The organism is Pseudonocardia sp., assembly GCF_035305885.1.
In the GTDB taxonomy this organism is placed as follows: domain Bacteria; phylum Actinomycetota; class Actinomycetes; order Mycobacteriales; family Pseudonocardiaceae; genus Pseudonocardia.
Genome location: NZ_DATGOP010000150.1, coordinates 1 through 13,824 on the forward strand (window position 1 = coordinate 1; position 13,824 = coordinate 13,824).

General features: G+C 76.2%; 12 protein-coding genes and 3 pseudogenes. 8 read left to right on the top strand and 7 right to left on the bottom strand.

Annotation, left to right across the window (positions count from 1 at the left end; genetic code table 11):
- Positions 1-1,504, bottom strand: a 1,504-nt coding sequence (locus tag VKZ81_RS33235; RefSeq protein ID WP_422662698.1) for a DEAD/DEAH box helicase, incomplete at its 3' end; no start/stop codon positions are given.
- A gap of 91 nt (positions 1,505-1,595) precedes the next feature.
- A pseudogene (locus tag VKZ81_RS33240) lies at positions 1,596-2,456 on the bottom strand (DMT family transporter); the annotation flags it as partial.
- A 40-nt stretch (positions 2,457-2,496) separates the two neighbouring features.
- On the opposite strand from VKZ81_RS33240, the gene VKZ81_RS33245 reads away from it, so the two are divergent.
- On the top strand, positions 2,497-3,054 hold the full coding sequence (locus tag VKZ81_RS33245; RefSeq protein WP_324245719.1) for a TetR/AcrR family transcriptional regulator: 558 nt from the start codon (positions 2,497-2,499) through the stop codon (positions 3,052-3,054).
- Here the strand turns inward: VKZ81_RS33245 and VKZ81_RS33250 are convergent.
- Positions 3,040-3,792 (bottom strand): arginase family protein, encoded by a 753-nt coding sequence (locus VKZ81_RS33250; protein ID WP_324245720.1) that lies wholly within the window; start codon positions 3,790-3,792, stop codon positions 3,040-3,042. The genes VKZ81_RS33245 and VKZ81_RS33250 overlap by 15 nt on opposite strands.
- Positions 3,793-3,882: 90 nt before the next feature.
- Here VKZ81_RS33250 and VKZ81_RS33255 point away from each other — a divergent pair, with 90 nt between their 5' ends.
- The 4 genes and pseudogenes from VKZ81_RS33255 (at position 3,883) to VKZ81_RS33270 (ending at position 8,431) form a co-directional block, all read left to right on the top strand.
- Positions 3,883-4,686 carry an ArsR/SmtB family transcription factor gene (locus VKZ81_RS33255; protein WP_324245721.1) on the top strand — a complete coding sequence of 268 codons (804 nt, stop codon included), beginning with the start codon at positions 3,883-3,885 and terminating at the stop codon, positions 4,684-4,686.
- A gap of 149 nt (positions 4,687-4,835) precedes the next feature.
- Positions 4,836-6,266 (top strand): DUF8692 domain-containing protein, encoded by a 1,431-nt coding sequence (locus VKZ81_RS33260; RefSeq protein ID WP_491723630.1) that lies wholly within the window; start codon positions 4,836-4,838, stop codon positions 6,264-6,266.
- A 74-nt stretch (positions 6,267-6,340) separates the two neighbouring features.
- Positions 6,341-7,146, top strand: a pseudogene (locus VKZ81_RS33265) (SDR family NAD(P)-dependent oxidoreductase).
- 43 nt (positions 7,147-7,189) lie between these two features.
- On the top strand, positions 7,190-8,431 hold the full coding sequence (locus tag VKZ81_RS33270; protein WP_324245723.1) for an MFS transporter: 1,242 nt from the start codon (positions 7,190-7,192) through the stop codon (positions 8,429-8,431).
- A gap of 6 nt (positions 8,432-8,437) precedes the next feature.
- On the opposite strand, the gene VKZ81_RS33275 is transcribed toward VKZ81_RS33270, so the two are convergent.
- Positions 8,438-8,566, bottom strand: coding sequence for a hypothetical protein (locus VKZ81_RS33275; protein WP_324245803.1), 129 nt, complete (start codon positions 8,564-8,566; stop codon positions 8,438-8,440).
- 22 nt (positions 8,567-8,588) lie between these two features.
- Positions 8,589-9,875: a CoA transferase gene (locus tag VKZ81_RS33280; RefSeq protein WP_324245724.1), complete on the bottom strand. Its 1,287-nt coding sequence runs from the start codon at positions 9,873-9,875 to the stop codon at positions 8,589-8,591.
- Between the two features lie 29 nt (positions 9,876-9,904).
- Between VKZ81_RS33280 and VKZ81_RS33285 the strand changes: the two genes are divergently transcribed.
- The gene (locus tag VKZ81_RS33285; RefSeq protein ID WP_324245725.1) at positions 9,905-10,099 is read left to right on the top strand and encodes a DUF3046 domain-containing protein; all 195 of its coding nucleotides are present in this window, start codon (positions 9,905-9,907) and stop codon (positions 10,097-10,099) included.
- A gap of 6 nt (positions 10,100-10,105) precedes the next feature.
- On the opposite strand, the pseudogene VKZ81_RS33290 reads toward VKZ81_RS33285, so the two are convergent.
- Together VKZ81_RS33290 and VKZ81_RS33295 are read right to left on the bottom strand one after the other, a co-directional pair.
- Positions 10,106-10,345, bottom strand: a pseudogene (locus VKZ81_RS33290) (VOC family protein); the annotation flags it as partial.
- Between the two features lie 213 nt (positions 10,346-10,558).
- Complete coding sequence (locus VKZ81_RS33295) at positions 10,559-11,266, bottom strand: helix-turn-helix transcriptional regulator (RefSeq protein WP_324245726.1); 708 nt, start codon at positions 11,264-11,266, stop codon at positions 10,559-10,561.
- 414 nt (positions 11,267-11,680) lie between these two features.
- Here VKZ81_RS33295 and recA point away from each other — a divergent pair, with 414 nt between their 5' ends.
- Positions 11,681-12,721, top strand: a complete 1,041-nt coding sequence (gene recA / locus VKZ81_RS33300; RefSeq protein WP_324245727.1) for a recombinase RecA — start codon at positions 11,681-11,683, stop codon at positions 12,719-12,721.
- A gap of 2 nt (positions 12,722-12,723) precedes the next feature.
- A complete protein-coding gene (locus VKZ81_RS33305) occupies positions 12,724-13,818 on the top strand; it encodes a regulatory protein RecX (protein ID WP_324245728.1) in 1,095 nt (364 codons plus the stop codon).
- Positions 13,819-13,824 lie beyond the last annotated feature (6 nt).

Genomic DNA, 13,824 nt, shown 5'->3' on the forward strand with positions numbered 1-13,824 from the left:
ACGGCGCCGCCCGGCGCACGACCGCGGCCAGGTGGTCGACCTGCCACGGTTCGAGCGCGACCATGGCCACGACGTGCTGGGCGAGGACGTCGAGCGGGTTGCGCGGGTAGCGGATCGACTCGATGGCGCCCGCCGCCATCCGCTCGGCGACCACCGCGCAGGACACGAGGTCGCCCCGGTACTTCGGGAACACCACCCCGCGGGAGATCGCGCCGACCTGGTGGCCCGCGCGGCCCACCCGCTGCAGCCCGGACGCCACGCTCGGCGGCGCCTCCACCTGCACGACGAGGTCGACCGCACCCATGTCGATCCCCAGCTCCAGGCTGGACGTGGCGACCACGCACGGCAGCCGCCCGCTCTTGAGCTCCTCCTCCACCAGGGTGCGCTGCTCGCGCGACATCGACCCGTGGTGCGCCCTGGCGACGACGGGCGGCGCCCCGCCGCCGACCCCGGACTGCCCGACGGCCTCCGCCGGGAAGCGCTCCCGGTCGGCCCCTGCGTCGGCCCCTGCATCGACACCGTGGTCGGCGTCGAGGTCGACCGCCTCCTCCGCCTCCTCGGCGGCCAGCTCGTTGAGCCGGGCCGTGAGCCGCTCGGCCAGCCGCCGCGAGTTGGCGAACACGATCGTGGAACGGTGCTCGCGCACCAGCTCGAGCAGCCGCCGCTCGACCGCGGGCCAGATGGACGGGCGCTGCGCCGTGCCGGCGGCGGAGCCGACGACCTCCTCGTCGGAGCCGCCCACGGCGGGCTGCTCGTCGAGCGCGGCCAGGTCGGGCACCGGAACCTGGACGGCCACCTCGATGGTCTTCGGGATCGGCGGCTGGATGACCTCCACCGGTCGGGCGCCCGCGAGGAACGTGGAGACCTCGTCGACCGGGCGCACGGTGGCCGAGAGCCCGATCCGCTGCGCGGGCCGCGGCAGCAGCTCGTCGAGCCGCTCCAGCGACAGCGCGAGGTGGGCGCCGCGCTTGGTGCCCGCCACGGCGTGCACCTCGTCGACGATCACCGTCTCCACGCCGCGCAGCGCCTCCCGCGCCGCCGAGGTGAGCAGCAGGAACAGCGACTCGGGCGTGGTGACCAGCACGTCGGGCGGGGTGCGGGCGAACTGGCGGCGCTCGTCGGCCGGGGTGTCGCCGGTGCGCATACCGACGGTGATGTCGGGGGCGGGCAGGCCGAGCCGCGTGGCGGCCTGGCGGATGCCCGCGAGCGGCGAGCGCAGGTTGCGCTGGACGTCGACGGCGAGGGCCTTGAGCGGGGAGACGTAGAGCACCCGGCACCGGTGGGCCGGCTCCGGCGCCGGCTCGGACGCCAGCCGGTCGAGCGCCCACAGGAACGCGGCGAGGGTCTTACCGGAGCCGGTGGGGGCGACGACGAGCGCGTGCCGCCCCGCCTGCGCGGCCCGCCACGCCCCCTCCTGGGCCGCGGTGGGCGCGGCGAAGGCCCCGCGGAACCAGTCGCGGGTGGCGGGGGAGAAGCCGTCGAGCGCGCTCACACAACCCATCATGCGCCGAACCCCCGACAGGCTCCGGCTGGACGGCGGCATACGGGGTGACCGGGGCGCGGGCGGTGTCGGAGGCGGGGCGCAGCGCGAGGGCGACCCCGGCGGCGCAGATCGCGACGCCCGGCAGCGCGAGCGGGCCGGGCGCCTCGCCGAACATGGCGTACGCCCACAGCATCGTGGCGGGCGGGGTGAGGTAGAGCAGCGTGCTCACGCGCACGGCCCCGCTGCGGCGCAGCACCAGCAGGTAGGCGCCGTAGCCGCCGAACGACGACAGCAGCACCACCCACGCGACCGCCCACCAGAACCCCGGGTCGGCGGGCGGGGCGAGCCGCCCGCCCGCGCTGGCCAGCGCGACGAAGAACCCCGCCGCCACGACCGTCTGCACCGTGAGCGACGTGAGCGGGGTCTCCGACGGCCGCCACCACCGCTCCAGCAGGGTGCCCGCCGACAGCGCGATCATGCCGCCGACCGGGAGCAGGAACGCCCACCACGGGGCGCCGCCGGACCCCAGGTCGCCCGCGACCACCAGGCCGACCCCCACCAGCCCGAGCGCGAGCCCGACGCGCCCGCGCGCCCCGGTGCGCTCGCCGAGCAGCGGCCCGGCCGCCGCGGCCACGAGCAGCGGCTGCACGGCCGCGATCAGCGCCGTCGTGCCCGCCGGCACGCCGAGCGCCACGCCGGTGACGACCCCGCCCAGGTAGAGGCACTGGATGAGCAGGCCCAGCGCGCCGTGGCGCACGAGCGCCCGCGGGCCCAGCCGGGTGTCGAGCACGACCGCGAGCCCGCCGAGCAGGGCGGCCGCCACGACGTAGCGCCAGGCCAGCAGCGTGTCGGCCGGGGCGTAGCGGGTGCCGAGTTCGGCCCCGATGAAGCCGGAGCTCCACAGCACGACGAGGGCTGTGCCCGCCGTCGTGCCCGCCGCCGTGCCCGCCGCGGGGTGCGTGCGTCGTTCCATGCCGGCGAGGTAACCATACCGGTCGGTATACTCGCAGTGTATGAGCGCCCAGTTCGACGTGATGCCCCTGACGCCCGCTGGGGAGCGGCTCCTCGACGCCGCGGCGGAGCTGTTCTACCGGCGCGGGATCAGGGCCGTCGGCGTCGACCTGATCGCCGACGCGGCGGGCACCACGAAGAAGACCCTCTACGACCGGTTCGGCAGCAAGGACGCCCTCGTCGCGCTGTACCTGCGGCGGCGCGCGCAGCGGTGGCACGCGTTCGTCCGCGGGTACGTCGAGCGGGTGCCACCGGGGCCGCAGCAGGCGCTCGCCGTGTTCGACGCGCTCGCCGAACGGCTCGCCGACCAGGACCGCGGCTGCGCGTTCGTCAACGCCCACGCCGAGATCGGCGGCACCGGCCACCCCGGCGAGCCGGTCATCCGCGCCGAGAAGGCGGCGATGCGGGCCCTGTTCACCGAGCTCGTCGGCGGGGACGCCGACCTGGGTGCCCAGCTGCACCTGCTCTACGAGGGCGCCAACGTCGCCGTGACGGCGGGCGGGCAGCCCGACGGGGTCGAGCAGGCCCGCCGGGCCGCCGCGCGGCTACTGGACGGCTGAGAGCCGCCCCACCAGGCCGGCCAGGCGGCGGTCCGCCCCGCTGCCCGTCCGGTAGGTGCACGCGAGGCCGACGGCGGCCACCCCGCCCGCGGCGACGATCCCGCCTATGGCGTCGGCCACCGTCGCGAGCGACGGGCCGCCGGGGGCCGGGAACAGCGTGCCCGGCAGGTCCTCGGGGTTCGCCACGTCGACATCGACGTGCAGGTAGACCGGCGCGCCTGCCTCGCCCACGGCCTGCACCGCCGCGTCGACCGGAACGTGGCGGATCCGGGACCCCGCGAGGTAGTCGGCCTCCGGCGGGTCCAGGTCCCGGGCGTCGACCAGCACGACGTCCTGCTCGGGCACCGGGCGCAGCCCGAGCCGCTCGGGTGCCGTGCGATCCGCTCCGCCCACGAGCTGGCGCAGCGGGAAGCCGCCCAGGTAGCCCGAGGTCGTGGTCTGCGGCGTCTGCACGTCGCCGTGGGCGTCGAAGCAGACCACGCGCGGATCGCGCCCGGCCCGCTGCAGCCCGGCGACGACGCCCAGCGACGTCGTGCAGTCGCCGGAGAGGACCATCGGCACCCGGCCGTTCCGGACCTGCGCCGCCACCACCTCGGCGACCTCTTCGTAGAGCACGGCCATCCGCTCCCACGGCGCGCCGTCCGGGAGGTCCGGAGCGATCGTGCGGTCGGCGGGGAGCGGCAGCTCCAGGTCGGGCAGGGGTTCGTCGAGGTGGAACGGGACGGCGAGCACGGTCACGGGGCCAGTGTGGCGACGGTTGACATGCAGCCAAGCAGCTGCCTATCGTGAAAAGGCAGCCGTGCGGCTGCATATGCGGACCGGAGCGGGATGGACGAGATCTTCAAGGCGCTGGCCGACCCGAGCCGGCGGCGGCTGCTCGACAGCCTCAACGCCCGCAACGGGCAGCGGCTCACCGAGCTGTGCGCGGGCCTGGACATGGCGAGGCAGTCGGTGAGCAAGCACCTCGCGGTGCTGGAGCGGGCGAACCTCGTCACCACGGTCCGCCACGGCCGGGAGAAGTTGCACTACCTCAACGCGGTCCCGATCCTCGCGATCGCCGACCGTTGGATCCGGCAGTACGAACGGCGGCGGGTGGAGGCGCTCGCCGACCTCAAGCGAGCATTGGAGTCCCCGATGACGGGTCTGCCCGCCTTCGTGTACACGACCTACATCAAGACCACGCCCGAGCGGCTGTGGACGGCGCTCACCGACCCGGCCTTCACCCGCCGCTACTGGGGCGTGTCGTTCGAGACCGATTGGCGGCGGGGCTCGCCGATGGTCTGGGAGCAGGACGGGCACCGCATCGCCGACCCCGAGCAGGTCGTGCTGGAGGCCGAGCCGTACCGCAGGCTCGCCTACACCTGGCACACGCCCACCGAGGAATGGGCGCGCCTGAACGGGATCGACGAGGAGCTGCGCGCCACGCTCGCCGCAGAACGCAGGTCGCGGGTGTCGTTCGAGATCGAACCGATGGGTGAGACGGTCAAGCTCACGGTCGTGCACGACGACTTCCCGGAAGGCAGCACGATGCGCACGATGGTCGAATCCGGGTGGCCGCACCTGATCTCCGACCTGAAGACGCTGCTCGAGACCGGGGCGACGCTCCCGCCGGTGTCCGCCGGGGCACGCTGAACGAAGCGGTTCTCGATCACCGCACCGGGAATTCCATGAACGACACGCGGAATGCCGTCGCTCCCACCTCCGGGTGAATCCACCCGGCCTGTGCCAACCTCGTCTCGCCTTCCGCTCTAGCCCACGTCGTCGAGGCGAGGAGTCGGCCGATGATCGATTCCGGATCCCGGAGGACGCTCCATTGCGTCCTGATCATTTCGACCGTTCTCGCGGCGATGAGCTTCGCCGTCGCCGCGACGGGACCGGAGCCCGGGGAGCGCAACGAGCTCGCCCGTTGGCTCGACGCGCTCGGCGAGAACAGCCTGCCCTCCTGGTGGGGCACCGCCCTGCTGGTCGCGGTGGCGCTCGCGTTCGCCGTGACCGGTGCGGCGGCCCGGACGGGCCGGGTGGCCGGGGCCGGCGCGTGGTTCGCCGCGTCCGCGCTCGCCGCGGCGTTCTCGCTGGCCGAGCTCACCGGCGTGCACCGCAGGCTGGGCGGGATCGGCAGGCTCCTGCTCGGCGAGGGCGCGCTCACCCGCAGCTGGTTCGCGATGGCCGCGCTCGTCGTCCCCCTGGTCGTCGCGGTGCTGGTGCTGCTGGCGGCGCGGGTGGGCGCCCCGTCCGGCCGCCTCCTCGCGGGCGGCGGCGTGCTGCTCGTGGTGTCCGCGGTGGGCGGGGAGCTGGGCGCCGCTCTGCTCGGCGGGCGCACCGGGCCCGACCTCGCGCCGGTGCTCGTCGCGCACCTCGGGGAGCTGGGGGAGAACCTCGGCGCGGCCCTGATGCTGGCCGCGGCGCTGCACGCGCTGGTCCCGTCCGGGCGCGGCACCGTCGCGGTGCGCCACCGCGCGGCGGCGCCGTCACCGGCGGGCGCCGACGACGTCCCGGTCCGCCTCGCTCCGTTCTGGTGGTGGTGCGGGGCGGTGAGCGTGGCGCTCGCGCTGCTCTCCGCCGGGTTCGTCGCGGCCGACCCCGCGCACCCCGTGCTGCGCGACGCGCGCCTGTTCGTCGACCTGCTCGTCGAGCACAACCTGCCGACCTGGTGGAGCGTGGCGCTGCTCGCCACCGCCGCGCTCGCCCACCTCGGCGCGTTCGCCGCGGCGCGGGCCGCCGGGGCGCCGGAGGCGCGGTACTGGCTCGTCACCGCGGGCGTGCTCGCGCTGCTGTCGCTGGACGACCAGAGCCAGCTGCACGAGCGCTCCGAGCGGCTGGGCCGGATCGTGGCGGGCGAGACCGGCTCGTTCCCGTTCTACTGGCTGATCCCGGGCGTGCTCGCCGGGCTCGGCGTCGCGGTCGCCATCGCGATGCTCGCCGTCCGCGTCGCCGCGAGGGCCCGCGTGCTGCTGGTCTCCGGCATCGGGATGATGCTCGCCGCCGGGCTCGGCCTGGAGGCCGTGCAGGGGCTGTTCATGGCGGCCGGGAACGAGGGGCTCGGGTTCGCCGTCGGTTACCACATCGAGGAGCTCGCCGAGGACGTCGGCGTGATCCTGCTGATCGCGGCCGCGGCCGCGGCCACGCGCCTCTCCCGCGGCGCGGGCATCTCGCTCGCCCGTTCCGCGCTGCCGGCGCGCCCCGACCCGGATCCGGTGGACGTCGGGCGATAGCGGAATCCGGACGCCGGTGCCCGGCGTCCGATTCCCGCCGGATCCGCCCGCCGACCGCGGCGAGTCTCGTCGGTGTGGAACTCGAACTCACCGGAAAGACCGCCGTCGTCACCGGCGGCAGCAAGGGCATCGGCCTCGCCGTCGCGCGCACGCTGCGCGCCGAGGGCGCGAACGTCGTGGTGGCCTCCCGCACCGGCACGCCTGCGCTCGACGCGCTCGCCGGCCCCGGCCTCGTGCACGTGCCCGCCGACCTCACCGACCCGGACGCGCCCGCGGCCGTCGTCGCCCGCGCCGTCGAGGTGTTCGGCGGCCTCGACGTCCTCGTCAACAACGCGGGCGGGCCCCCGCCCGGCGCGACCCTCCCGCGGTTCTCGTTCCTCCCGCTCACCGACGCCGACTGGCGGGAGATGGTCGAGTTCAACCTGTTCTCGGCCGTGCGCGCGATCCGGGCGGCGCTGCCGGCGATGCTGGAGCGCGGGGTGGGGCGATCGTGAACGTCTCGTCGGCGGTCGCGCGCCAGCCCGGCGCGATGAACGCCGACTACTCCGCGGCGAAGGCGGCGCTCACCGCGCTCACGAAGTCGCTGTCGGAGGAGTTCGCCCCGCAGGGCGTGCGGGTCAACAGCGTCTCGCCGGGACCGGTCCGCACGCCGTGGTGGACCGAGGACGGCGGGGCCGCCGACGTGCTCGCCGCCGCGCTCGGCACCGACCGCGACGCGGTGCTGGAGAAGGTGGCCCCGGAGGCGATGGCCGTGCGGACGGGACGGCTGCTCGACCCGCAGGAGGTCGCCGACGTGATCGTGCTGCTCGCCTCGCCCCGCTCGGCGAGCACCACGGGGGCCGACGTCCTCGTCGACGGCGGCTTCCACAAGGCGGTCTAGGAATCGCTGGCGCGGGCGGTGGTCGCCACACGAGGATCGGGCGGTGACCACCACCCAGAGCGCCGTCCAACGCAGGATCCTCGCCGTGCTCGCCGCCAGCCAGGTGCTCGGCGGGGTCGGGGTGGCCGGCGCGATCGCGGTCAGCTCGCTGGTCGCCACCCGCCTGTCCGGGTCGGAGGCGGTGGGCGGCCTGGCCCAGACCTCCGTCGTGCTCGGGGCCGCCGTGGCGTCGTTCACCGTCTCGCGCGTCGCGACCCGCGCGGGCCGGCGCCCCGCGCTGAGCCTCGGCTACGGCACGGCCGCGCTCGGCGGGGCGGGGGCGGTGGCGGCCGTCTCGGTGGGCAGCGCCCCCGCCCTGCTCGCCGCGCTCGTGCTGGTCGGGTCGGCCACGGCGGCGGGGCTGGCCGCCCGGTTCGCCGCCACCGACCTCGCGGCCCCGGACCGGCGGGCCCGCGCGCTCGCCACGGTCGTCTGGGCGACCACGGTGGGGGCGGTGGCCGGCCCGAACCTCGCGGGACCGGTCCAGGGGGTGGCCGCCGCGCTCCGGATCGAGCCCGCGGCGGGCCCGTTCCTGCTGTGCACGGGCGCGTTCACGCTCGCCGCGCTCGGTACGTGGGCGGGCCTGCGGCCGGACCCGCTGCTGCTGGCCCGGGACGGGGCCGCGGCGCAGGCGGGCCCGCCCCCGAGCGCCGCCGAGGCGCGCGCCGCGCTGTTCGCCTCACGCGGCGCGCTGCTCGGGATCGGCGCGATCGTCGTCGGCCACCTGCTCATGGTCGGTTTGATGTCGATGACGCCGGTGCACATGGACCACGGCGGCGCGACGCTCACCGTCATCGGGCTCGTGATCAGCCTGCACGTCGCGGGCATGTACGCGCTGAGCCCGCTGTTCGGTTGGCTCGCCGACCGCGCGGGGCGCCCGCGCGTGCTCGTGCTCGCGGCGGCGTTCCTGCTCGGGGCCGGCGTGCTGTGCGCGCTCGCCGGGGCGACCGACACCGCGCTGCTCGCCGTCGGGCTCGTGCTGCTCGGGCTCGGGTGGTCGGGCGGCCTCGTCGCCGGGTCGGCGCTGCTGTCGGAGTCGGTGCCCGCCCGGGTGCGCACCGGCGTGCAGGGCATGGCGGACGTCGCGATGAACGTGAGCGGCGCGGTCGGGGGCATCACGGCCGGCCTGGTGTTCGCGGGCACCTCGTACCGGGTGCTCGGGGTGGCGGCCGCGGTGATCGCCGTGCCGTACCTGCTGGCCGCGGGCTCGGCGGTGGTGCGCAGGCCGCGGCCCGCGCTGTCCTGACGGCGGTCAGCGCCTGCGGTTGAACCACCACCAGCGCAGCAGCACCACCAGCGACGCGAGCAGCCCGAACAGGACCACCAGCCGCCCCACGGGCGAGGACAGGCCGGTGGGGTCCTGCGCGAGAACGGACATCACGGACACGACGGTACCGGTCCGACTACCAGCGGGGCGCGGCCGTCCCGTAGGACGGGGGCGGGTCGGGCCACCCCAGCGGGGTGCCGTCCACCGCGCCCGGCGGGGCGGCGAGCGTGAGCCTCCCGGCCGGCGCGGCGACCTCGACCAGGTACGGGGTCGGGTCGACCTCGGCGACGGGGCCGGCCGGCCGCCGCGGCAGCGACTGCAGCCACGCCGCGGTGCCGGCGAGCGCCAGCCGGACGTGGTGGGTCCCGCCGCTGCGCCGCTGCTCGGCGAGCGCGAGGAGCGCACCGGCCGCCGCCAGGTACCCGGTGGCGTGGTCGAGCAGCTGCGCGGGCAGCGCGCCGGGGGCGCCGTCGGCGCCCTCGGCGTGGGCGATCCCGCACGCGGCCTGCACGATGCTGTCGAAGCCGCGCCGGCGCGCCCACGGCCCCCGGTGGCCCCACGCCGACAGCGTCACGACCACCAGTCCCGGGTGGCGTTCGGCCAGCTCGGCGGGGCCGAGGCCGAATTTCTCGAGCGCGCCGGGGCGGTAGCCGCAGACCACCACGTCCGCGCCGGCCAGCAGCTCCTCCAGCACCGGCCGGTGCGCGGCGAGGTCGAGCAGGGCGCTGCGCTTGCCGGGGAGCGTGTCGTAGGCCTGCAGCGGGATCTCGGGCCGGTCGGGCGGGTCCAGGCGCAGGACGTCGGCGCCGTGGGCGGCGAGCGTGCGCGTCGCGACCGGCCCCGCGATCACGCGGGTCAGGTCGAGCACGCGCGGCCTGCCCGCCGGCCGGGGCGGCGCGTCGCCCAGGACCCGCCGTCGGACGAGCGGGGGCGGCGGGCCGGCGTGCGCGCGCCACGCCTCCTCGGTGCGCACCGCGGCCCCGACCCCGCCCGCGTCGTGCAGCGCCGCCTCCAGCTCGAGCGACCCGCGCTCGGCGATCGCGGCCGGGACGTCCGCCGGGTCGCCGCAGCCGAGGACGCGCAGCGCCGCGTCCCGGTGCCACGGGTAGTTGGCGTGCAGCCGCAGCCAGCCGTCGGCGGTGCGGTGGAACGCCGACAGCGGGTCGAACGGGCTGCCGACCGGGCGGCCGTCGAGCCGGACGTGGCGCTCGCTGCGCAGGGCGACGGCGAGCGCGCGGGTGTCGAGCGACACCGGCGCGCCGCGCGTCCCGGCGAGCAGGCTCGCGCCGACCGCGGCGGTGCCCGCGGCCGTGACGGGGAACGTCGAGGGCAGCACCTCGGGCGGCCCGGTGATCCGGATCCGGTGGAGCTCGCGCGGGTCGCCCCCGAGCGTCCCCCACACGTCGGCGAGCAGGTCGAGCACGGCGAAAGCCTGCCACTACCGTGGTCGTTGTGCGATTGACCTACTTCCGGGAGCTGATGGAGAACGAGTTCGGCGTCGTCCGCGCCGCGGCCGTCTCGCGCGACCACGTGTTCTCCGAGCTCGGCGGCCGCACGGTGGAGGAGGCCCTCGAGGCGGGCATCGAGCCGCGCGAGGTGTGGAAGGTGGTCTGCGAGGCCTACGACGTGCCGCCCGCGCGCCGCTGACGGGCCTCAGGCGGGGGTGAAGACGCCGAAGCGGTTGCCCGACCGGTCCAGGAGGTGGGCGAAGACCAGCCCGTTCGGCGTGGTGACGGGCGGCGTCAGCACCCTGCCGCCGAGGCGTTCGGCGCGGGCGCACACGTCCGCGACGTCCTCGACGCGCACGAAGAACGTCGCGTGGTTCGCCGCGCCGCCCGCGGTGTGCGCGATCCCGCCCGCCGGCCGCCCGCCGCCCGCGTAGGCGGGCGACCAGGTCGTATCCCTCGGAGTCCGGGTCGGGGGTGGCCCCCCAGCCGAACAGGCCGCCGTAGAACTCCCGGGCCCCCGCCGGGTCGTCGGTGCCGATCTGGAACCAGGCGACGGTGCCGGGCGCGGGGCCGGTGCTGGTGGTCGCGGTGTCGGGTGCGGTGGTCTCGGTCATGGCGCCACCCTCGACGGGGCGGGCGACAACCCCCCGTCGGTGTTTCACACGAGTTCCACCGGGCGCAGGACCACGTCCCCGGGGACGGGGCACCCGAGCTCCTCGGCGCTGCGCACGGGCGCGCGCTCGTCGAGCAGGACGGCGTAGCGGATCCGGTCGGTGCGGAACACGCGGGCCCCGCCCCGCAGGCGGCACCAGCCGACGAGGTACCAGCAGCGATCCCGCGCGGTGAAGGAGACCGGTTCCACCTCCCGGTCGGTGACCGCCCCCGCCCGGTCGACGTACCCGATCCGCACGACGCGGCGCGTGGCGACGGCCTCCTCCAGCACGGCGGGCACGGACGCGGGCTCGTCCGGCTCGACGGGGGAGATGAACCGGATGCGGTCGGCGAGCTCGCGGGCGGCGGCGCCGTCCGCGGCGGACATGGCGGCGATGATCTTGTGGAGGGCGGTGCGCGCGGACCGGTGGTACGGCGAGCCCCGGCTGCGCCCGAGCAGGATGGCGACCGCGACCGCCTCGGTCGGGGTGAAGTTGAGCGGCGGCAGGGTGCGGCTCTTGTCGAGGGTGTAGCCGCCGGTGCGGCCGACGTCGGCGTAGATGGGCACCCCCGCCTGCTGGAGCGCGGAGATGTCCCGCTCGACGGTGCGGACGCTGACCTCGAAGCGGGCCGCGAGCTCCCGGGCCGACAGGCGCCGGGGTGCGCACGCCCGCAGCTCCTCGACCAGCGCGTAGAGGCGGTCGGTGCGGTTCACGGGCGCGACGGTAGGGCCGGCCACCGACAGCGCCCCGTCCTCCGGGTGCGTCGGGTTGCCGGACGCGTCCTCCCGACGAGCGGCGGCGCTTCGTCGGAACCCGTGCGACCGACGCGCCGTTCGTCGGAATCCGGGGCCGCTCGACCGCTCTCGACCGGGATCCTCCGCGCGTGGGCGTCGACGGCGACCGCACACCTGCCGGCGCAGACCCCGGGCACGAACACCGCGAGGTGGGCACCGCGCGGCCACCCGGCGTGTCCCGTGGTCGATCGAACACGTGTTCGCTACGATTCCATCCACATCGCGGTGCGGCTGTCCACAGATCGCGACCGCCCGCACAGATCGTCGGTGGCCCCGCCTACCGTCGACGCCAACCGACAGACCCGTCCAGAGCACTGAGGTGGAGACCCGGCGATGACCACACCCGACCGCGAGAAGGCGCTGCAGCTCGCCCTCGCGCAGATCGAGAAGAACCACGGCAAGGGGTCGGTGATGCGCCTCGGCGACGAGACCCGGCCCCCCATCGGGGTGATCCCCACCGGGTCGATCGCGCTGGACGTCGCGCTCGGCGTCGGCGGGCTGCCGCGCGGCCGCGTGGTCGAGATCTACGGCCCGGAGTCCAGCGGTAAGACCACGGTGGCGCTGCACTGCGTGGCGAACGCACAGGCCTCCGGGGGCATCGCCGCGTTCATCGACGCCGAGCACGCGCTCGATCCCGAGTACGCCAAGGCCCTCGGCGTCGACACCGACTCCCTGCTGGTGTCCCAGCCCGACACCGGTGAGCAGGCCCTCGAGATCGCCGACATGCTGATCCGCTCCGGCGCCCTCGACATCATCGTCATCGACTCGGTCGCGGCGCTCGTCCCGCGCGCCGAGATCGAGGGCGAGATGGGCGACAGCCACGTGGGCCTGCAGGCCCGCCTGATGAGCCAGGCGCTGCGCAAGATCACCGGCGCGCTGAGCAGCTCGGGCACCACGGCGATCTTCATCAACCAGCTGCGCGAGAAGATCGGCGTGATGTTCGGCTCGCCGGAGACCACCACCGGTGGGCGCGCGCTGAAGTTCTACGCGTCGGTCCGGCTGGACGTCCGCCGCATCGAGACGCTCAAGGACGGTTCCGACATGGTCGGCAACCGCACCCGCGTCAAGGTCGTCAAGAACAAGGTCGCGCCGCCGTTCAAGCAGGCCGAGTTCGACATCCTCTACGGCGTGGGCATCAGCCGCGAGGGCTCGCTCATCGACGTCGGCGTCGAGCAGGGGATCATCCGCAAGTCCGGCGCCTGGTACACCTACGAGGGCGACCAGCTCGGGCAGGGCAAGGAGAACGCCCGCAAGTTCCTGCGCGACAACCCCGACGTCGCCAACGAGATCGAGAAGCGGATCAAGGAGAAGCTCGGGGTCGGCGCCCAGGTCGACGCCGAGGCCGAGCCGCTGCCCGCCCCGGTCGACTTCTGAGCATGGCCGACGGGCGGGTCGCCCGGCTCGACGGGATCGACGTCGGCGACGCGGAAGTCGTGCGCGCGCCGGTGGCCCGGCTCGACGAGCTGCCCGCGGCCGAGCCGGGCCGGGAGCGGTCCGGCCCGGCGCCGGCGGGGCCCGTCGACCTGGGCCGGGTCGGGGACGCCGCCCCGGCCGCGCCGGTCGCCGACCTCGCCGCCCCCGGCGGTGCGCAGCGGGACAGCACCGCGGGGGCGGCGGGGCCGGTGGCGCTGTTCGACGTGCCGTCGGTGAGCGCGGGGCGCGACGACGTCACCGTGGTCGAGCTCGGCCCCGCCGCCCTGGACGGGCGTGCGATCCGCGGCGGTCGGCGCCGTCCACGCGGGGCCGGTGAGCCGGGTGGCGGCACCCGCCCGGGCGCCCGGCGCCGCGGACGGTCACGCTCGGACGGTCCGGGTCCCGACGGTGCAGCTCCCGACGGCCCGGTCCCCGGGGAGGCCGGGCACGACGGCGCCGCCACCGGGCCAGAGGTCGAGGAGCCGCACCGGCGTCCGCGCGGTCGGCGCGGACGGGCCCCGGAGGAGCTCGACCCCGACGCCGACCCGGTGGCCGTCGCCCGCGAGGTGTGCCTGCGGCTGCTCACCGAGCGCGCCCGCACGCGGCAGGAGCTGGCCACCGCGCTGCGGCGCAAGGGCGTGCCCGACGACGCCGCCCACACGGTGTTGGAGCGGTTCGACGAGGTCGGCCTGATCGACGACGCGGCGTTCGCCGAACAGTGGGTCCGCTCCCGGCACGCCTACCGCGGCCTCGCCCGCCGCGCGCTCGCCGTGGAGCTGCGGCGCAAGGGCGTGAGCGACGAGGACGCGCAGGAGGCGCTCGCCGGCGTGGACGCCGAGGCGGAGGAGCGGCGGGCGCGGGAGCTGGTCGACCGGAAGCTGCGCTCGCTCGCCGTCGGCACCGCCGAGCAGCGGGCCGCGGCCGGGCGGCGCCTCGTCGGGATGCTCGCCCGCAAGGGCTACGGCGCCGGCACTGCCTACCGTGTGGTGAAGGAGGCGCTCGCCGAGCGCGGCGCCGAGGTCGACGAGCTGGGCGACGGCGAACTCCCGGACGACTGAGGGGCG

Coding starts and splice junctions, on each gene's coding strand:
- recA (WP_324245727.1), top strand. CDS start 11,681: ATGACCACACCCGACCGCGAGAAGGCGCTGCAGCTCGCCCTCGCGCAG.
- VKZ81_RS33260 (WP_491723630.1), top strand. CDS start 4,836: ATGATCGATTCCGGATCCCGGAGGACGCTCCATTGCGTCCTGATCATT.
- VKZ81_RS33255 (WP_324245721.1), top strand. CDS start 3,883: ATGGACGAGATCTTCAAGGCGCTGGCCGACCCGAGCCGGCGGCGGCTG.
- VKZ81_RS33305 (WP_324245728.1), top strand. CDS start 12,724: ATGGCCGACGGGCGGGTCGCCCGGCTCGACGGGATCGACGTCGGCGAC.
- VKZ81_RS33245 (WP_324245719.1), top strand. CDS start 2,497: ATGAGCGCCCAGTTCGACGTGATGCCCCTGACGCCCGCTGGGGAGCGG.